Origin of the sequence: Agrobacterium bohemicum, from assembly GCF_002896715.1 — a bacterium.
Lineage (GTDB): Bacteria > Pseudomonadota > Alphaproteobacteria > Rhizobiales > Rhizobiaceae > Agrobacterium > Agrobacterium bohemicum.
Genome location: NZ_PGEL01000022.1, coordinates 31,185 through 50,813 on the forward strand (window position 1 = coordinate 31,185; position 19,629 = coordinate 50,813).

Genomic DNA, 19,629 nt, shown 5'->3' on the forward strand with positions numbered 1-19,629 from the left:
GACTTCTAATGCGTATTCCCTTCCCACCCATGACCTATCCGCTTGTCGCCATTCTTCGCGGCATCAGGCCGGAAGAAACCGAGGGTGTCGTAACGGCCCTCCTGGAAAGCGGCCTGCGGGCCATTGAAATCCCGCTCAACTCACCGGATGCGTTTCGCTCCATCGAAATCGCGGCAAAGCTTGCGCCTGCGGATGCGCTGATCGGGGCCGGCACGGTGCTGACGGTGGACGATGTCGCAAAGCTTGATGCGSNCGGCGGCAAACTGATGGTCAGCCCCAATGTCGATGTCGAGGTCATCACGGCTGCGCGGGAAAAGGGCATGGTCACGATGCCCGGCGTACTGACGCCAACGGAAGCGCTGCTGGCTTTGAAAGCCGGGGCAACCGGCCTGAAATTCTTCCCGGCAAGTGTTCTGGGGCCATCCGGCATCAACGCGATCCGCGCCATTTTGCCTAAGGATACGCTGGTTGCGGCGGTTGGCGGCGTTTCCGACAAGAATTTCGGCGATTATACCAGCATCGGCATGACCGCTTTCGGCCTTGGGACAAGCCTCTATAAACCTGGCATGACGGCGGCAGATGTGCGCGAGCGCGCGCTCGTGACCATCAAAGCCTACGACGCTGCGATAGGAGCTTGAACCATGACTGATATCCATGAATTTGCAGGAACGGTGCTTGATCCCACACCGATGCTGCTCGGCGAAGGTCCAAGCTTCGACCCGATAACCAACTCACTGTTCTGGCTCAATATTCTGGGAAAAGAGCTTCACGAACTCGACCACGCAACCGGTNAAAAAACGGTGCATGCCCTGCCTTTCATGGCAAGCGTCGTGGCGCGGATCGATGAGAAACGCCAATTGCTGGCTTCCGACGAGGGTCTGTTCATCCGCGACCGGGCAACGGGCGACCTGTTCCTGCATTCCGATTTCGAACCCGGCAAGCCCGGCAACCGCTCCAATGACGGACGTGTTCACCAGAGCGGCGCATTGTGGATCAGCACCATGGGCAAAAAGGCCGAAACCGGTGCGGGCGCAATCTATCACGTGGCCAAGGGCGTGGTGACAAAGCTTTTCGACGACATCAGCATTTCCAACGCCATCTGCTTTTCACCCGATGGCGCGACGGGATATTATGTCGACACGAAAGTGAACCGGCTCATGAGCCTTCCTCTCGATCCCACGACCGGCCTTCCGAACGGCCCGGCTACGGTGCTGATCGATCAGGCAGGACAGGACGGCGGCATGGACGGCGCGATCTGCGATGCTGATGGCCATATCTGGAACGCCCGCTGGGGCAAGGGTGCGGTCGATCGCTATTCATCAACCGGGACGCATCTCGACCGATATCAGGTGCCAGCAAAGCAGGCCACATGCCCGGTCTTTTTTGGCGCGAAGGCCAACCGTCTGGCCGTGACGTCTGCTTGCGAAGGTCTGGACGAAGCGACGATCAAAGCCAATCCACTTTACGGTGCGACTTTCGACCTCGGTATCGAGGTCAATGGCGTACTGGATGCAGCCTACAAGGCTTAATATGCGCGCCTCAGTATCATCATCCTCGGGCTTGTCCCGGGGATGATGGAGGAGAGGTTTGGGTTCTCTGGAAGAGCCTACGAACTTCCTATCCGAATTCGCGGCCAGAGGCTGACATGTCGCGATAATTTTCCTGAAGATAACGATGGGTGGCGGCTGCATCAACCGGGCGGCCGTAGAAATAGCCCTGCCCCATGGCGCAACCGAGGTTGCGCAATTTCTCGGCTTCCGTCTTATCCTCGATGCCTTCTGCAACGACCTCAAGATCCAGCCCGTCGCACATCGCAACGATAGCCTTGATGATGTGTTCTGAGGGACGGTCCGTGCTGATGCGGGAGACGAAGGCGCGGTCTATCTTGACCTTGTCGAAGGAAAAGTCTCTCAGACGGCCCAGGCTTGATTGACCGGTACCGAAGTCATCCAGAGAAATGCGCACGCCCGCCTGCTGAAGTTCACTAATGATGCGCTGGGCGGTATCGGCCGATGTCATGACCGCCGTTTCGGTAATTTCCAGTTCCACACGGCGAGGATCGAGGCCGACGCGCCGCAGGATAGACAGGATGTTCTCAGCCGTAGTCGGGTCCATCAATTGCGCCGACGACAGATTGAAGGACAGGAACAGCTCTCGCGGCCAGGAGAGTGCCGTCTGTGCGGCTTTTCGCAACAGCGTTTCCGAGAGAGCATCGATGAAGCCGCGTTCTTCCGCCAGCGGCACGAACACGGCAGGTGATACGAAACCGAGATCCGGATCGTTCCACCGGGCCAACGCTTCAAAGCCTAGAACCGTGGCATCGCTCAGACGGACGATCGGCTGGAAATGCACGTCGACGGCATCCGTGATGATAGCGTTTCTCAAAGCCTGTTCAAGCTGCGTCGCGCGTTTCATCTCCTGCGCAATTTCACGCGAATAAACGGTGATCTGACCGCTGCCGCGACGCTTCGAACGATAAAGAGCGGTTTCCGCGCTCTTCAGCAAATCTTCGAATTCTTCGCCCGCAAAGGGGTAGATTGCAAAGCCGAAGGAGGAGGACAGCCGCACGTTCCGGTCACCCAGATCATAAGGCGCAGACAAAACATCCTTGATCATGTAGCCAATGCGTTCAGCGCCGGAGCGCTCGAAGACGAGCGGCAATACGAATGCGAATTCATCGCCATCGTGACGGGTGACCACGGCACCATCCGGCACGCAAGCCTTGAGGCGATGGGCAACCTGACAGAGAATTTCATCCCCGGCTTCGACACCGAAAAGATCGTTGATTGGCTTGAAACCGTCGATATTCGCAACACCGATCGTGAACGGCGCCGGGTCACTGGCCCGTTCTGCGGCCAACATGCGGATCTTGTCGCGGAGCCTGTAACGGTTTCCCAGTCCCGTCAGCGGATCGCTGTAAGCCATAGCCTGCAACTCATGCTGGCTTACCTGCGGCGCATCCGGCTCTAGCAATTTCATGCGCGCATCCTGACCCAAGGATTGTGGGAAGTTTCGATGACAATGCGGTTTTTCTCTTAAGAAACCACTATCGCTAAAGTCTGCGAAATAGCCATCGANTTTCACTGGAATTGCGTCCCTCGCGGGGGTTATGACGTCGGTCAACCGCGAATGCGATCTTGGCTGTGCGGCATGTGCCGCTTGAACAGCATTTCCACCATGTCGGGGCTAACAGGCTTCAACAACATGTCGTCCATACCGGCATCCAGACAGGCTTGCCTGTCACCCTCGAAGGCCAGCGATATGACGCCGATGATCGGCGTGGGGTTGGGGGCCGCTACCATCATCTTGCGCAAGCGACGGGTTGCTTCGAAACCGTCAAAATCCGGCAGCGTCGTGTCCATCAGAACGAAGGACGGTTTTTCCTGTTCGAAAAGCTGCAATGCCTGCTTGCCGGTGGTAGCGANTTTGTAGCTCAGCCCCAGACTTTCGAGGATTTGTGCAAAAACAATCTGGTTGATATTGTTGTCTTCCACCACGAGCACATCCAGCACGGCCCTGCCCAGAGGGGTCGGCGCGCTTCCGGTGGAAATCTCGGGGCTTTCATCCGCCAATGCCAAGGGCAGCGCGTGATCATGAAAGCGGAAATGACGGGTGATCTGGTTGATCAGCGAACTTTCCAACTGGAAATCATCGACAGTCATGGCATCCAAGCCATAGCTCTGCGGCAAGTCCAGACAGGCGATGTCCAGTTGCACGTCGACAATAACCAGATCGATCCGCACGCTGGCCGACGCGGCAAATTCCATGAAGGCTTTCATTTCAGCGTGGCTGGCCGCGACCGCGCAATCAACACCGACGGTGACCATTTTCCTGTGTGCCAGCTCTCCCAGATGGGCGTTGGGCGTGACAAGGAGAATACTGCGACCCTTCAATATCTGTAAGGACTGGTGATGTTCGTCCTCCAGATAGGACGACGGCGTGAACGCCATATGTTCCAGCCCGCGAATGACGCTCTTGCCATCGGCTTCGGCCGTTGCAAAGGTCGTAACGTCATCCATCGTGGTCACGAGGAAATAGCGACCGGGCTTACCCACCCGCTGCTTTCTCGTGATCACAAGGACTTCCTCACCTGTCAGACGCGTAACCCGTTCGGGCAAAATCGCCGGGTTGCCCGTTTCGAGAACATGACGATCCATCGTGTCGATCCGCGAAGCCAGCGGGTCGGCGTGGATATCAAAAACGGTGCGCCCTAGAATGAGATCGGCAGACGTTTCCAGCAGCGTGCAACCGGCCTTGTTGACGGCGACGTAGGTGGTGTTACGATCCTTGACAAAGATCGAAAGCGGCAGCGTATCCAGAATTTCTTCGGTCAGTTGCACCCGCTCGATATCGGAACGCCACTGGTCTTCGCGCTGCTTCTGCTCTGAAATGTCCGTGATGACGCAAATCCCCATACCCGACGGGAAGCGTCTTTTGACGAGGCGCAGCCATCTGCCACCGGCACGCGGCTCAACCGTTTCGGAACGCTCTTTCCAGTGTGATGAGAGTTGTTCGGCGATCCAGTCTTCACGCTCCACACCACGCGGCAAGGAGTCGCTGTCGATTTTCCTTCGACCATCGTAGACAGCCGCCAAAAAGTCCCGAAGCCGGGTGCCGACCTTTAGCTTGGTTTCACAGACAGGTAGATAATGAAGAAGGCGATTATTGATAAAAACGATATGATCGTCGCGGTCATAGATGATCAATGCGGAGGATATCGTATCGCAAACAGCGTCAAGCATGGCAGTGTGAATGTCTGCGTAAACCGCCGCCTCACCTTTCATCGCAAATCCTCACACGCACGTCCCAAGGCGAAGTACACTCACAAAATTGGCCAATGACCACCGGAAATGGCTAAAACGATCGGACATGCGGGCTAGAGCTCGAAGCAGACTTTTCACGATAATGCGACGGCCCCGACTTTCCGTCACACACCCTTGGCATAGCCGAAGGGAAATAGATGCTGCACTCATTTCAAGCTGGTTGCACCCTAGAAGCTTTCCCTTAAGAGGCGCTTAACGTTGTTTCGCAGAAATATTTAGCGGGACAACCAGTGCATCTTCGCCAATCCGTCTGATTTCCCTTTCACAAGACGGGCGAATCCACGAAAATAGCGTCATGTCCATCAAACAGCTTTCCGAAACCCTCATCAATCAGATTGCCGCAGGCGAGGTTATCGAGCGCCCCTCGAGTGCTGCCAAGGAACTGATCGAAAACGCCATCGACGCCGGCGCGACACGCATCGAGATCGCGACTGCCGGCGGTGGCAAAGGGCTTGTGCGGATTGCGGATAATGGCAGCGGAATGTCGCCTGATGATCTGGAACTGGCAATCCGCAGGCATTGCACATCGAAGATTTCGATAGCGCTGGACGATATCCGTACTTTGGGNTTTCGGGGTGAGGCCCTGCCCTCCATCGGTTCAGTGGCNAAACTGACGATTACCAGCCGTCAGCAGGGCGCGTCCGAGGGTGCGATTATTTCGGTGGCAGGCGGCAAGGTTTCACCTGTTCGGCCCGCCCCTTCAAACACCGGCACCATCGTTGAAGTCCGCGACCTTTTCTTCGCCACGCCCGCTCGTTTGAAATTCCTGAAGACAGAAAAGGCAGAGGCGGCAGCCATTACCGAAATCGTCAAGCGGATGGCGATTGCGTTTCCGCATATCCGCTTCGTTCTCTCAGGCACGGACCGCTCGACACTGGAGTTCCCGGCAACGGGTGACGACCACCTGGCGCGAATGGCACAAATTCTTGGAGCCGATTTCAAGGACAATGCAATCGAGATCTATGCCGAGCGCGAAGATGTGACACTGACCGGGTTTGCGGGTTTGCCGACCTTCAATCGCGGTAACTCAGCGCATCAATATATGTTTGTGAACGGGCGCCCGGTGCAGGACAAGCTGCTGCTTTCCGCCATTCGCGGTGCCTATGCCGAGACCATACCGCACGGCCGTTACCCGATTGCAGTTCTGGCTTTGCAGCTCGACCCCGCACTTGTGGATGTGAACGTACACCCGGCAAAGTCCGATGTTCGCTTTCGCGACCCCGGACTGGTGCGCGGGCTGATCGTCGGCGCTGTGCGTCAGGCCTTGGCGCGGGAGGGAGACCGGGCCGCAACCACCGGGGCGGCGCAGATGATGAATGCGTTTCGTCCAGGATACAGCCCATCGGCGGTGCGGCCCTTTTCATCGCAGGCATGGTCGCCAGCCAACTCTCCGTCCCGTCCCCTTTCCGTTTCACACGGCCTGTCTCTGCACGAAACCGCACAATCGCGCTTTACCGACATCACCATGCCGACGGCGCGTGCGGATCATAGCGACATGGCTGAGAACACGACGACGGTGACAGAAGCGTCGCGCTATCCGCTGGGTGCGGCACGGGCGCAGGTGCATGCCAACTATATCGTTGCCCAGACGGAAGACGGGCTTGTGATCGTGGACCAGCACGCGGCGCACGAGCGTCTGGTGTTCGAGGAAATTCGCAAGGGTCTTCACGCCAAACGCCCCGCTTCACAGGTTTTGCTCATTCCTGAAATCATTGATCTGCCGGAAGAAGATTGCGACCGGCTGATGCAGCATGCAAGCGGCTTTGACAGCATGGGGCTTGCCCTTGAGCGCTTCGGGCCGGGTGCCGTTGCCGTGCGCGAAACGCCTGCGATGCTTGGTGAAGTCAATGTGCANGGGCTGGTGCGACAACTCGCCGATGAAATCGCCGAGTGGGATACGGCGGGCAGCCTTGCCAGCAAGCTGGAATATGTCGCGGCGACGATGGCCTGTCACGGTTCCGTGCGCGCAGGCAGACGCATGCGGCCCGAAGAGATGAACGCGTTGTTGCGGCAGATGGAAAATACGCCGGGGTCCGGCCAGTGCAACCACGGACGCCCGACCTATATCGAACTGAAGCTTGCGGACATCGAAAAGCTGTTCGGCAGAAGTTGAGATATTCCCGGTATCGCGGCTGGTATTCTCGCTGCGGCAAAGCTAAAAAGACCGGGCGTCAGGAGACAATACAGATGAACAGATTTGAAGGCGGCAGCAATCGCGAGGCCAAGATCGATTACCTCGATGGCGATATTCGCATCGTGCAGACCGGTTCATATGTCACCTGCGCCATGTCCGGCAAACATATTCCAATCGACGAACTGCGTTACTGGAGCGTGGTCCGCCAGGAGCCATACGCCGATGCAGCTGCATCGCTCGAGGCAGAAAAACGGGCNGGCGNCCTGCCAAATCAAAAACGCGGCGCTTGACGTCTCGGTCCCGAAAACACATTTCCAAAATTAATTGAAGTTGTGCGCAATCGAGCAGGAACGATCGCATCCGGCGCTGGTTAGCCCGGAGTGTGATGCNAAAGCACGANTTTCAATGGGAGATGACCATGGCCGAGAAAACACTCGACGATCNTTTTTACGATACGCTGAAAGACATCTACTACGCCGAGCGTCAGGTGCTGAAAGCGCTGCCCAAGATGGCGCGTGCAGCAACCGACCNAAAGCTGAAAGCGGCATTCGAGAAGCACAAGGAAGAAACCCAGGGGCACATCGAGCGGCTTCAGGACGTTTTCGAGCTGATCGGCAAGCGCGCTCAGGGCAAAACCTGTGAAGCCATTCAAGGCATCATCGCCGAGGGTGAAGAAATCATCGAAGACTACAAGGGTACCGCCGCCCTCGATGCGGGCCTGATTTCTTCAGCACAGGCTGTCGAACACTACGAAATCACCCGTTATGGCACCTTGAAGGCCTGGGCCGAAAAGCTTGGACACACAAAGGTCGTACCGCTTCTCGACGCAACACTGAATGAAGAGTCCACAACTGATGAAGCGCTGACGAAGCTGGCCACTGCTTCGGTGAACGCGGCGGCTCAAAAGGCTGCTTGACCTTCTTTNAAAGCTAAAGAAAGCCGGGCATTTTGCCCGGCTTTTTTCGTTATGGGGTCGTGGTGTTCGTGGAATTCGGGTTTTTGTCCGTACCCTCTGTCGGCGGTGTCGCGCCTGATGGCGTGTTGTTATCGAAGGTATTCGTGCCTTGCGCGCCCGGGTTTGGCGTTGTTACAGGGGTACCGGGACCCGGCGCTGGCGCGACTTCCGATGTCGCAGGCGCCGTCGATTCTCCCCATGTTTCAGCAACGATCCATACCGCACCTGCAAGCAGAAGGCTTATCACCAGAATGACAAGCACCGGGCTGCCGCGAAAGCCCTGCCGACTTTCACGCGGTGTGAATACTTTCTTCTCGACCTTGTCTTGCGCCATCGTTTTCTCCTCACACAGTCCAAATTTGAACACGTCATAAAGAGAAGCGCTGCGAGCCGCGATTGTTCCTCGGTGAGTTCAAAAACCGGACATATGCGTCAAAGTCTACGGCGACGGTAATTTTCGATTGCAGTATCGATCATCAAGCCCGGTGCGGTCGGATCATCGNAAATCATGTCGATTTCGATGACCAGACTTTTTGAAAGCAATGAAGCACTGGCGCCGTGATGGCCGGTCAGGCGCACCGCATCTTTGGCTGTCGTCACCGGCAACAGATCGAATTTGGCCGCATCATTCATGACGTTCTGGACGTCTTCATCGCTGAAATGATGATGGTCCGGGAAAGATCGCTTTACGACAACCTCGCCTCCCAGCTCTTCGACCGTGCGATAAAACTTGTTCGGGTCGGCAATTCCCGCATAGGCCAGCACCCGTTTACCGGCAAAATCCGGCTGCGGCCGGGGCTGAATGGAGGAGACGAAAACAGGCTTTCCGGCGCGCGATGCGGTTCGCACGATGGCATCTGCCGCCTGCCCATTACCGACCTTCAGAATGGCCGAGAGCTGACGCATCTGTTCAGCCATCGGCGCGCGAACGGGGCCGCCCGGAACCAGGCGGCCGTTACCGACGCCGCGCTGGGTATCAATGACGACAAGGGCATAATCCAGCGTCAGTCTGGCGCTTTGAAAGCCGTCATCCATGATGATGAGGTCAACGCCTTCTGCGACCAGCCTGTGTGCACCGTCGACACGCTTTCTCGAAATCACGGTCGTTGCCTCTCGTGCCAGCAAAAGCGGCTCGTCGCCGACATCGACCGAACGGTGGTGGCTGGCATCGACAAGCGTCGTGACATCCAGCGTTCCACCGTAGCCACGGCTGAGGAAACCGGGTTTCAGACCTTTGGCGATTGCAGCCTTTGCGATGGCGATAGCCGTTGGTGTCTTGCCTGCGCCACCCACGGTNAAATTGCCGATGCAGATGACGGGGACCGACACAGATGCACGTTTCGACGTTCGCATCTGCCGTCCGGCAACCTTGCCATACAGAAAAGAAAACGGCGACAGAGCCCATGCTTGCCAGCCGGGCTGTTCCCACCAGAATGGCGGCGCTTCTGAAACCATCAGTCTCCAAACTCCCGCTTTGCCAATGTGGTATCAGCAGCTATCTCGCAGAAAGGTAAGGATTCTGCAAAAGACAGCGTCGCATAGACTGAATTGGCGCGTTAACCGCCTGCCTTCAGTGGCAACAGGTCTTCGAGACCGGTGATATCGTCNAAACAGTAATCCGAATCTGCGGCAAGGCTCTCTTTCGAGCCGGTCCCCGTCAACACGGCAACCCGCAAACCGGCACCAGCATTGGCGGCCATGTGCAGATCGTGATTGTTATCGCCCACCACGGCCACACGATGCGGCGGCAGACCTGTGGCTGCGCNAAAACCCAGCACCATGCCCGGCTGCGGCTTGGTGCCATGACCGCTATCATAGCCTGCCACGAAATCGAGATTCTGTTCAAAACCAAAGCGTTTTGCTGTTTCGCGAATAGAGGCCTCGTTGTCGCTCGACGCGATGCCGAGCTTGTAGCCCCGGCTCTTGAGCCGGGCGAAGAAGGCTTTGAGATCGGTTACAGCAACTGAATTTCCAGCCGCATCTGTGAACAATCGGTCTAGACGTTGCGTCAGGTCCGCAAGGTCGCAGGAAGAACCCGCAGCCAACAATCCTTCGGCAATCTGTACCGTATTTCCGGCGGCAAGCAGGCTGTCGGGTTTGACGTGACCGGTAACGGGGTCCATCCCGCAGGCAAGCAAAAGTCGGTCCGCCAGTTCGGGATCACCCTTTGCAGCAATCGCCGCAAGCTCACGGTTGACCGGACCCCAGCTCGCATCATAGCCGATCAATGTCCCGTCCTTGTCGAACAGAATTGCTGAAATTTCAGCAGCCGATCTTGCAGCGGACTTGGTATCCACGATCAACCAACCGCACTGCGTGGCTGCAGCTTCGCCGTTACCGTCAACGGGTTGATGTAGGGTTCCAGCGCCTTCACCGTGGAAGACAGTGCGCCGCGCATGTCCTGGATCACCTTGCCGCCGGCATCGATCATCTTGTATCGCTCGTTATCGTTGACCAGCAGGTAATGCACCGCCTTGGCCAGCATTTCCACGTCGCGGATAATACGCCCGCCGCCGGACCGCAGCAGCTTTTGATAGGCTTCGCGGAAGTTTTGAACATGTGCGCCCGACAGAACGGCGCAGCCCAACATCGCCGGTTCCAGCGGGTTCTGACCGCCTTCCGCCGTCAGCGATCTCCCGACGAAAGCCAGTTCCGTCAGCCGCAGATACAGCCCCATCTCACCAATGCTGTCGCCAAGGAAGATATCCGTTTGCGGTGTGATGACATCGTTGCGGCTTCTGCGCGCAACGGTCAGGTTCATGCCCTTGAGCATGGCCTCGATATCATCAGCCCGTTCCGGGTGGCGCGGCACGATCAACGTCAGTTGCCCGTCGCGCGACTTGATGGCGTTGTGAACGGTTCCCGCCGCCTTCTCTTCACCATCGAATGTCGAGATTGCGGCCCAAGTCTTGCGATTGCCGATCTGGCGACGATAGGTATCCAGCAGAGCTGCATCACAGGGCGGCGGGTCGGTGTCACCCTTGAGATTACCCGACACGACGACTGGCCATGAACCGAGATCACGGAAGCGCTCCGCATCGACATCGGACTGCGCCACCACCAGAGCCAGCTTGCTGAACAGCGCTTCGGCAAATTCGGAGTGGCGTTGCCAGCGACCAAAGGAACGATCGGACAGGCGCGCATTGACACGTATCTGCGGGATATGCCTACGCTCGAGTTCCATCATCGTGACAGGCCAAATCTCGGACTCAGCAGTAATCGCCGCATCCGGCGCCCAGTAACTCAGGAAACGGTTGATGGAAATCTTGATGTCGAGCGGCACATATTGGTGAATGACGTCATCACCCAAACGCGTGCGGCTCAGTTCTGCCGATGTCACCGTCCCCGTCGTCAGGAGAACGTGAATGTCGCGTTTGCGAATTTCGCGGATAAGCGGAACGAGAGCGAGCGTTTCACCAACACTTGCCGCATGGAACCAGACCAAAGGACCACGCGGGCGATCCGCGCTGGCATGGCCGAAGCGTTCCATGCGGCGCCGCTTGTCTTCCTTGCCTTTGGTGGCGCGATACATGAGGTAGGGTCGGGCAAAAGGATATGCGGCAACGCCGGCAATTCTGTAACCTGAAAGAGCGAAACGTGCGATCCGGCTATTCATGACATGCTGCCTTTGATCAGTGCGCGCAATGTGTTCCCCTGTGATCGATACAAGAACGCTGCGTTCTCAATGAATTGCAGCTTCGTCCTGTCGTTCGTTTGAGCATCAATAGTCCAAGGACAGCGCCACATTCCCTGGCTCGATGGCGTGAAGCCTACTTCTTATTAAAATGCGTCNTTTTTGTCTCAAGCAGAAAGGCCAACGAAAAATTGATGGTGTGGCCAGACGAGTTGTGCGCGTCCCCGCAGAATCACACAACCTCATATGCATCGAGGATAGTACAAATGAAGTAGGAAACCAGCGATTATTTGTTCTGTGGATCAAGCAAGCGGTGCATATGCACTATNAAATAACGCATATGTGCGTTATCCACAGTCTGTTGTGCCTTAGACTTCCATGCCGTCAATGCCGTTGCATAGTCTGGAAAGATGCCGACGATGTCGAGCGCCTTCAAATCGCGGAACTGTACATCCTGAAGANTTTCCAGTTCGCCGCCGAATACAAGGTGCAGAAGCTGTTTTTCGTTGCCCGCTACGGTCATAGTGTTCTCTTCCTTCTCATCGTTCAAAGCCCTGAGACCAGACGCATGCAGCTCTTGTTGAGCCACCAACTCCCTGACCTTCGTCAAACCTGGATCGGGACCTAACGCGACAAACCCGGATCGTCTTTCGCAGTCCCATTCTGTGAGGCCTCCATCTGCGGGANTTTCCCGTGAAAATCAACCTCTGGCTGGTGACTTCAACCGCTCCAGCAGGTCCGGCAGCNAATGATTTGCTGCAGCGCACAATTCGGGGTGGCTGACATCGTGACGATTATAGGTCAGCGGAGTTCCGTCAAGGTCCAGAAGCTGACCACCGGCGCGCTCCAAAATCAGGTCAGCTGCCGCCAGGTCCCAGTCATGAGAATGGGCTTTGACCAAGGTGCCATCAATACGGCCATCCGAAACCATGGCGAGCCGATAGGCAAGCGACGGCACATGCGGAATGCGGTGGACCCGAGATTTCAAATGTGCAGGAAGCTGTGCGATCACATCTTCTGGTGCCGCAAGCTTGATCTCACCGTTGTTTGCATCCGAGACAGAGAGTATCTTACCATTCTTCGTTGCCGGCCCGGAGACAACGGCGGCAAATTCCTCATTAAAGGCGGGAGCGACGAGAGCGCCGGCAACCGGCCTGCCACGATGGACGACGGCAACGCTGACGCACCATGTGTCCTTGCCTCCGATAAAGGCCCGGGTTCCGTCAATCGGATCAACGACGAACAGCGTCTCGGTTGATAGCCGGTCCGCATCATCGTCGGTTTCCTCCGAGAGCCATCCGTAGCTAGGTCGCGCCTTGCGAAGGATGGTCTCCAGCGCTTCGTTGGCGGCGTAGTCGGCAGCGCTGACCGGCGAATGGCCCTTCTTCCACCAGACCTCCGGGTCTTTGCGGAAAAACTGCATGGCGACGCGACCAGCCTCGCGAGCGGCATCCAGAATGAGGTCGAGATCGGAGCCCCAATCGGCTCCCGTAACATTTGTCATATTATCGTCGTTCACTACGCGGTTTCCAGTGCATCAACATGCACCGTCCCTCGCCCCGAAGGCAACCGATGAATGGCGCTATCAGCGTCCCGCTATCGTCATGCCTTCGATGGCAAGCGTCGGTGCGGCGACACCATATTTGCGGTCGATGTCGTTTGCAGGTGTGATCCGCATAAACATATCCTTGAGGTTGGACGCAATCGTGACCTCGGAAACAGGGAAGGCCTTTTCGCCATTCTCGATCCAGAAACCGCTTGCCCCACAGCTATATTCGCCCGTCAACAGATTGGCACCATGGCCGATGAGTTCGGTCACGTNAAAACCAGCACCGATCTGGGCGATCAGATCTTCCGGCGAGATATCGCCCGGCTCCAGCGACAGATTGGTGGAAGACGGAGATACGGAGGTGCCACCGCGCACGCCGCGACCGTTGGTTTCCAGGCGGATTTCACGCGCCGTGGAGGTGGAAAGGAACCAGTGCTTCAAAACACCGTCCTCGATCATGACAAGCNTTTCACCGCGCACGCCTTCACCATCAAAAGGACGAGATGACGCGCCGCGTACGATCTGCGGATCGTCGGTGATAACAAGGCCNTTTTTCAACACCTGCTGGCCCATCTTGTCGCGCAGGAAGCTGGTCTTGCGTGCAACGGATGCACCGTTGATGGCACCTGCAATGCCGCCGACGAAGCCGCGGGCGATGCGTGGATCGAACACCACGGTCACATTGCTGCCAGTATCGACCTGCCGGGGGTTGATGCGTTTGACTGCTCTCTCANCCGCGCNGCGTCCGATGTCTTCAGGTTTGTCGAGATCGGCGAAATAAAGGCGGCTATCATAATCGTAGTCGCGCTCCATCTTGGTGCCTTCACCGGCGATGACGCTGACGGAGCGGCCGAAGCGGCTGCCCATATAGCTCCCGGAAAAGCCGTGCGATGTGACCAGAACCAGACCGCCCATGCCGCTGGATGCACCAGCGCCGGATGAATTGCTGACACCCCTTACAGCCAGTGCCGCTTCTTCTGCCGCAAGCGCGGCCTCGCGCAACTGGTCCGAAGAAACCTCTGTCGGGTCAAACAATTCCAGATCATCGTATGAATTTGCCAACCGATTGCTATCCGCAAGGCAGGCATAGGGGTCTTCCGGCGACACCTTGGCCATAGCCACCGCACGTTCCGCCAGTGTCTTCAGGTCGAAACCGGGATTGGCCGAGACGCTAGCGACGCGCTTGCCGACGAAGACGCGCAGCGAAAAATCATCGCTTTCGGAAGATTCCGTGCTTTCCACCTTGCCAAGCCGAACGCCGACGGATTGCGAGCGCGAGCGCACGATGACGGCGTCGGCCTCATCGGCACCAGCGCGGCGGGCCAGATCGACCAGTTCGCTGGCGCGCTCGAGAAGCTTGGAGGAATCGATATCTGAGGACATGGGCTAGGCCTTTCGTTGACCTTCATTTATTGCGGCGCACCTGCCGCATCAAGGCCAAAGCGGCATTTCACCGGTAATTGAGCGAAATGCTTACGCGTCCACGCCGTGGCCGCGATGATAAAGCTCTACCTGCATCTCGATCTGGCGCTTCAGATCGTCTTTGCTGACCTGGGATTCGGCCAGCACCTCGTGTGCCTTGCGGAAATCCAGCACTTTGAAACGGTTGACCGGCGGCCGCAGGAAAATATGCGGCGGGTGCATACGCAATTTCAACGAGATGACGGACTGCATCATCAACTGACTGGCGCCAAACAGGCTCTCAAAACGGCTTGGCATAGTCGTGCCATCACCTTCCGGCCCGCCGACCACGTCTACCGCGATCACGATATCCGCCTTATCCAGCAGATGATCATAGGGGACCGGATTGAAAATGCCGCCATCGATCATGATGCGGTCGTTCATGCGAATGGGCATGAAAAGGGCGGGAATGGCGGAAGAGGCTGCCAGCGCCTGACGCAAATCTCCGCTTTCAACGATGACCTCCGACTGCGCGTAATAATCCGTGGCTGTTACCTTCAGAGGGATTTTCAGCCCTTCGAAAGTCTTTGGCATGGCCGATGGCAGGAGAGCATCGAGAACGAGCTCCAGATTGAATTGCCCCAGGCGAAAGCCGAAGACGGCGTGGCGCATGGAAGCGGGCCCGAGGCTCCAGAGCTTGTTGGCGACGCTGCCCTTTTTGCCCATCAGTTCCAGTGTGTATTCTCTGATGTCGCGGCCGCTCATGCCTGCGGCCATGCCGGCACCGATGATGGAGCCGATGGAAGAACCCGCAATGGCTGTCGGACGAATACCGAGCTCATCCAGCGCTTCAACGATATTGATATGGCAGATGCCGCGTGCGCCACCGCCACCCAGGGCCAGCGCAAATGTCGGATCGCGCACTTCTCTCACGCGGGCTTCTCTGGCAGCTTCTTCGCGTTTGCGCTTTTTGCTAGAGAGTTTCTTTTTCTTTTCAGCCACGGGCGCGGCCTCTCCTTCAAGTCATTTCGCTTCCCGCTCTATGACACAAAGACGACAGGAGAGTGACGCACGAGTGCAACGTCGTGCATCACGACCTGTAAAGACATATCAAGGTTCGTAACGGTNAAAATGCATGATGGAATCGCCGAACGTGCGGCTTTCCATCAGCTTGAACGCCGGATCGACGGTAACGAGAACATCGGCCCGCTCTTCAAGAATGGCCAGAGCCCCCGGCACAAGCCAGCCGCCGAGATGCGCCGCTACAAAGGCCTTTTCGCCCTGCCCTTGTGCATAGGGTGGGTCTGCNAACAACATATCGAAGGGTTCGATATTATTGACGCTGCCGAGCTTGGTGGCATCGCGGCGCAGAATGCGCGCGCGACCGTGCAGGCCGAGAGCATCGATGNTTTCCCACAAGAGGCCCCTGCCCTCGACGCCGTTTTCGACGAAGAGTGCAACCCGACAACCGCGTGACAGAGCTTCGAGCCCCACCGCGCCGGTTCCGGCAAACACATCGAGAATCCGCGTCCCATCCAGACTTTCCGGATAGGCATGGCTCAAGATATTGAAGAGGCTTTCACGCGTACGATCGATAGTCGGCCTGATTGCATTCGATTTCGGAGCGGCCAGTGACCGGCCGCGAAACTCACCGCCTACGATCCGCATTACGCGTCATTCCCTTGCCTCCAGAAGGTTTACCACCTGGGCCTTTGCCCCCGGGTCCATTGCGATCCGGGCCTTTACCACCGCCCGGTCCCTTGCCCGAAAAGCCGCCCTCGGAGCGCTCGCCGCGCGGCTTGCCGAACGCTGGCTTGCCAGCAAAGCCACCCGGCTTGCCGCCGGAAGGTCTGCCTTCGCGAGGCTTATCGCCAAACGGNTTTGCGCCACGGGGCTTGTCACCGAAAGGACGCTCAGCGCGAGGACGATCTCCGTCCTGCCTTGGCTTGCGGTCGCCGTAGGGGCGTTCGCTGCGTTCACCGCTGCGAGCCGGGCGGTCGCCAAATGATCTTTCTGGACGCGCGGGGCGGTCACCAAAGGGTTTGGCACCCCGGTCCGGACGATCTCCGAAGGACCGTTCACCACGAGGACGCTCTGCGCGATCGCCACCTTCACGCGGCTTGCGATCACCGTAAGGGCGATCACTGCGTTCGCCGCCACGGGCTGGACGATCACCAAAGGGTTTGCCACCACGGTCCGGGCGATCCCCGAACGATCGTTCGCCACGGGGACGTTCTGCACGGTCGCCACCTTCACGCGGCTTGCGGTCACCGAATGGACGGTCGCTGCGCTCGCCACCACGCGCTGGACGATCACCAAAGGATTTGCCGCCGCGGTCACCACGGTCGCCGCCCTTGCCGCGTCCACGGCTTTCATCCTGCGCGGGCTTGTCGGCGCGGATCCATTCGCCATCGACATCCTTGTGTCTGACGATCGCGCGGCGGGCATCGGCTTCTGCTGACGGTTTGAAAACGGTTTCAGCTTCGTCCCGGTAAGACTTGCGTTCCTTGCCGTCGCGGGTTGGCCTCGCGCCCGGCGCCATCCAAACATTGGCGGTGCGGTTGCTGCCCATCGGTGGACGCTTGGGACCACGATCTTCCTGACCTTCATCACGACCCTTGGCGAAAGGCTTGGCACCTCGTTTTGCGTCAGGCCGGCCGGGAGCGCGTTCGCGAGGCGCGTCGCGCTTGTCATCAAATCGTGGCGTGCGTGGATTTTGTTCCGCATCTCCACGCTTGGACCATTCGGACTTGACGGGACGCGGAGCCGGAGCTTCGTCTTCGTCAACAACCGCGTCATAGATCGGTGCATCGAAATTGGCGCCAGCCGCTTCGATAAGGCGTGGACCCAACTGGTCACGCAACATGCGACCACGCACTTCCACGACCTGGCTTTCCGGCAGATCGCCTAGCTGGAAAGGACCGTAAGAAATACGGATAAGGCGGTTAACCTCAAGGCCGAGCGCGCCGAGCACGTTCTTGATCTCTCGGTTCTTGCCTTCGCGAAGACCCATGGTGATCCAGACGTTGCGGCCTTGCGTGCGGTCCAGCGTCGCATCGATTGCGCCGTAGAGTACGCCATCGACGGCAATGCCCTCTTTCAGCTTGTCGAGTGCGGCCTGATCAACCTCACCATGGGCGCGAACGCGGTAGCGACGCAGCCAGCCAGTTGTCGGCAGTTCGAGAACACGCGAGAGGCCGCCGTCATTGGTCAGCAGCAGCAGGCCTTCGGTGTTGATATCCAGACGCCCGATGGAGAGGACGCGGGGAAGCTCCTTCGGCAGGTTGTCGAATACGGTAGCACGTCCCTCCGGATCGGAGTTGGTCGTCACCAGACCTGAAGGCTTGTGGTAGAGCCACAGGCGCGTGCGCTCTGCACCACGGATTGCTTCGCCATCGACCTCGATCTTGTCATCCAGGGTGGCGTTCACGACCGGGCTGTCCAGCTTCACGCCATTCAGCGAAACGCGACCTTCCATGATCATCCGCTCGACGTCGCGGCGCGAGGCCACGCCTGCTCGGGCGATGATCTTGGAAATGCGCTCGGGTTTTGCCGCTGCGGTTTCCGCGACAGCACTCTCCGTTTTTGCCACGAACGGCTTTTTCTCGCGCACCGAATCCGGCTTGCCGGAGGACTTCGGCTTGCTATCCCGGTCGAATGTCTTGGCCCCAGCGCGCTTCGGCTTGTCTTTGAATGTCATTTGTTGTTTGCCTGTTGTTTGGCGTGTCCTATCAGGTCACGCGGCACTGGTTAAGAGGAAATTGCACGAACAATGGCGGAAACGACGCATTTCATGGACCTGGCGCTTGCCGAAGCGCAAGCGGCGAGCTTCCGTGACGAGGTACCCATCGGTGCAGTGCTGGTGCTGGATGGCCGCGTCATCGCCCGTTCCGGCAACCGAACCCGCGAATTGAACGATGTAACCGCCCATGCCGAAATCGCCGTCATTCGCATGGCCTGCGAGGAACTGGGGCAGGAAAGGCTGACAGGCGCGGACCTCTACGTCACGCTGGAACCCTGTACCATGTGCGCCGCCGCCATATCCTTCGCCCGCATCCGCCGCCTATATTATGGCGCGAACGACCCTAAGGGCGGCGCAGTGGAAAGCGGTGTGAGATTTTTCAATCAGCCAACCTGCCACCATGCGCCGGAGGTTTATTCAGGAATGGCGGAGATGGAGAGCGCCGAGATTTTACGCGGNTTTTTTCAGGGGAAGCGTGGGGAGTGACACTGTGTGTCGCTGACCCCAGATGCGACGTCATCCTCGGGCTTGATCCGAGGATATACCATGTTGGATGTCGGGGTTCGTTAGATCCTCGGGTCAAGCCCGAGGATAACGGAGGTTGGAGCATGGGCTTCCAAGAAGCACTCCCGCCCGGCGATAAATTCGCCGCTGCCAACAACTAACCCTTACTGGAACGGGTTCCACCAGTTCTTGCCGGTGCCAGCCATGGCTGCATTCTTCTTGCGCTCTTTTTCCTTCTTCGCTTCCGGCTCGCCGAGGTCCGTCAGTTGGTCCTGTGAGACACTGCGATATTCGACCGGCGGGTCGGTGAGGAATTTACGCTGGTTGTTGTTGACGATCGATCCGCCCTTCGCATCAGCCTTGGCCTTGCGGAAGGCTTCCCACTTCTGGGTTTCGGTCATCTGACCGTTGGTGCCGTTACCGGCCAGAAGTGGCGAACGATAGTTCGGGTTGTCCCGGTTGGCGTCGGCCTCCTCGCGCAGACGCTCACGCGCTTCTTCCGGTGTTTCCGGCCATTGCGGGTTGGTTTCGCGGTTGGCGAGACTCTGCTGCGGCTGGGTCAACTGATCGGCGCGCACTTTGGCAGGCACGACAAGGCCGGGGCGCGGATTGTATTTCAGGTTACGCTTGCTCTGGTCGCCCGTGATCGACGTCGCGTTGCCAAGGTCGTCTACCAACTGTTCGGCAGACGTCTTTCCCGTGCCGTAAGTCGGGCTGGTGCATGCGCCAAGCGCAAGGCAAACAGTGACTGTGCCCGCAATCGTGCCGTACATGCGAAAACTCTGCGTCATGCTCATGGAAACCCTTCCGCCCAAGCCGTCCAGACGACCGTCAGCCCGCATTGGTGCTAAAATCCGGCCATTTTCAGGCAGGTTTACCGGATGAAC

19 protein-coding genes are annotated in these 19,629 nt (G+C 58.0%); 6 read left to right on the plus strand and 13 right to left on the minus strand.

The features are described 5' to 3' along the window. Nucleotides 1-8 precede the first annotated feature (8 nt). Complete coding sequence (locus CUC55_RS07790) at nt 9-638, plus strand: 2-dehydro-3-deoxy-6-phosphogalactonate aldolase (protein ID WP_103087474.1); 630 nt, start codon at nt 9-11, stop codon at nt 636-638. Nucleotides 639-641: 3 nt separating this feature from the next. Further along, a complete protein-coding gene (locus CUC55_RS07795) occupies nt 642-1,529 on the plus strand; it encodes an SMP-30/gluconolactonase/LRE family protein (protein WP_103087475.1) in 888 nt (295 codons plus the stop codon). An 88-nt stretch (nt 1,530-1,617) separates the two neighbouring features. Here CUC55_RS07795 and CUC55_RS07800 read toward each other — a convergent pair whose 3' ends face one another. Beyond that, a complete protein-coding gene (locus CUC55_RS07800; protein ID WP_067649023.1) occupies nt 1,618-2,979 on the minus strand; it encodes a putative bifunctional diguanylate cyclase/phosphodiesterase in 1,362 nt (453 codons plus the stop codon). Nucleotides 2,980-3,119: 140 nt separating this feature from the next. Then, nucleotides 3,120-4,784: a response regulator gene (locus tag CUC55_RS07805; RefSeq protein ID WP_103087476.1), complete on the minus strand. Its 1,665-nt coding sequence runs from the start codon at nt 4,782-4,784 to the stop codon at nt 3,120-3,122. A 334-nt stretch (nt 4,785-5,118) separates the two neighbouring features. Here CUC55_RS07805 and mutL point away from each other — a divergent pair, with 334 nt between their 5' ends. From mutL to CUC55_RS07820, 3 genes are all read left to right on the plus strand, one after another. Further along, nucleotides 5,119-6,936: a DNA mismatch repair endonuclease MutL gene (gene mutL, locus CUC55_RS07810; RefSeq protein WP_103087477.1), complete on the plus strand. Its 1,818-nt coding sequence runs from the start codon at nt 5,119-5,121 to the stop codon at nt 6,934-6,936. A 74-nt stretch (nt 6,937-7,010) separates the two neighbouring features. Further along, nucleotides 7,011-7,247 carry a DUF2093 domain-containing protein gene (locus tag CUC55_RS07815; protein ID WP_103087478.1) on the plus strand — a complete coding sequence of 79 codons (237 nt, stop codon included), beginning with the start codon at nt 7,011-7,013 and terminating at the stop codon, nt 7,245-7,247. A 128-nt stretch (nt 7,248-7,375) separates the two neighbouring features. Next, a complete protein-coding gene (locus tag CUC55_RS07820) occupies nt 7,376-7,873 on the plus strand; it encodes a YciE/YciF ferroxidase family protein (protein WP_103087479.1) in 498 nt (165 codons plus the stop codon). Nucleotides 7,874-7,922: 49 nt separating this feature from the next. Here the strand turns inward: CUC55_RS07820 and CUC55_RS07825 are convergent, their stop codons facing one another. The 10 genes from CUC55_RS07825 to CUC55_RS07870 form a co-directional block, all read right to left on the minus strand. Further along, nucleotides 7,923-8,246 (minus strand): hypothetical protein, encoded by a 324-nt coding sequence (locus tag CUC55_RS07825; protein WP_067648420.1) that lies wholly within the window; start codon nt 8,244-8,246, stop codon nt 7,923-7,925. Between the two features lie 98 nt (nt 8,247-8,344). After that, entirely contained in the window at nt 8,345-9,367 is a 1,023-nt protein-coding gene (gene lpxK, locus CUC55_RS07830) for a tetraacyldisaccharide 4'-kinase (protein ID WP_103087480.1), read from the minus strand. Between the two features lie 101 nt (nt 9,368-9,468). Beyond that, nucleotides 9,469-10,209, minus strand: coding sequence for an HAD family hydrolase (locus CUC55_RS07835; protein ID WP_103087612.1), 741 nt, complete (start codon nt 10,207-10,209; stop codon nt 9,469-9,471). 2 nt (nt 10,210-10,211) lie between these two features. Further along, nucleotides 10,212-11,528 carry a lipid IV(A) 3-deoxy-D-manno-octulosonic acid transferase gene (waaA, locus tag CUC55_RS07840; RefSeq protein WP_067648431.1) on the minus strand — a complete coding sequence of 439 codons (1,317 nt, stop codon included), beginning with the start codon at nt 11,526-11,528 and terminating at the stop codon, nt 10,212-10,214. A gap of 304 nt (nt 11,529-11,832) precedes the next feature. Beyond that, nucleotides 11,833-12,069, minus strand: coding sequence for a DUF4170 domain-containing protein (locus CUC55_RS07845; protein ID WP_103087481.1), 237 nt, complete (start codon nt 12,067-12,069; stop codon nt 11,833-11,835). A gap of 177 nt (nt 12,070-12,246) precedes the next feature. Further along, complete coding sequence (locus tag CUC55_RS07850) at nt 12,247-13,050, minus strand: 3'(2'),5'-bisphosphate nucleotidase CysQ (protein ID WP_103087613.1); 804 nt, start codon at nt 13,048-13,050, stop codon at nt 12,247-12,249. Between the two features lie 81 nt (nt 13,051-13,131). Then, complete coding sequence (locus CUC55_RS07855; RefSeq protein ID WP_103087482.1) at nt 13,132-14,478, minus strand: TldD/PmbA family protein; 1,347 nt, start codon at nt 14,476-14,478, stop codon at nt 13,132-13,134. Between the two features lie 90 nt (nt 14,479-14,568). Continuing rightward, nucleotides 14,569-15,429 (minus strand): patatin-like phospholipase family protein, encoded by an 861-nt coding sequence (locus tag CUC55_RS07860; protein ID WP_067649029.1) that lies wholly within the window; start codon nt 15,427-15,429, stop codon nt 14,569-14,571. A 177-nt stretch (nt 15,430-15,606) separates the two neighbouring features. Continuing rightward, complete coding sequence (gene rsmD, locus CUC55_RS07865; protein WP_103087483.1) at nt 15,607-16,164, minus strand: 16S rRNA (guanine(966)-N(2))-methyltransferase RsmD; 558 nt, start codon at nt 16,162-16,164, stop codon at nt 15,607-15,609. Further along, a complete protein-coding gene (locus CUC55_RS07870; RefSeq protein WP_103087484.1) occupies nt 16,145-18,196 on the minus strand; it encodes a pseudouridine synthase in 2,052 nt (683 codons plus the stop codon). Before CUC55_RS07870 ends, rsmD begins: the two co-directional genes overlap by 20 nt. Before the next feature lie 72 nt (nt 18,197-18,268). Between CUC55_RS07870 and CUC55_RS07875 the strand changes: the two genes are divergently transcribed. After that, the gene (locus tag CUC55_RS07875) at nt 18,269-18,724 is read left to right on the plus strand and encodes a nucleoside deaminase (RefSeq protein WP_067648456.1); all 456 of its coding nucleotides are present in this window, start codon (nt 18,269-18,271) and stop codon (nt 18,722-18,724) included. A gap of 182 nt (nt 18,725-18,906) precedes the next feature. Here the strand turns inward: CUC55_RS07875 and CUC55_RS07880 are convergent, their stop codons facing one another. Then, the gene (locus tag CUC55_RS07880; RefSeq protein WP_245303969.1) at nt 18,907-19,533 is read right to left on the minus strand and encodes a hypothetical protein; all 627 of its coding nucleotides are present in this window, start codon (nt 19,531-19,533) and stop codon (nt 18,907-18,909) included. Nucleotides 19,534-19,629 lie beyond the last annotated feature (96 nt).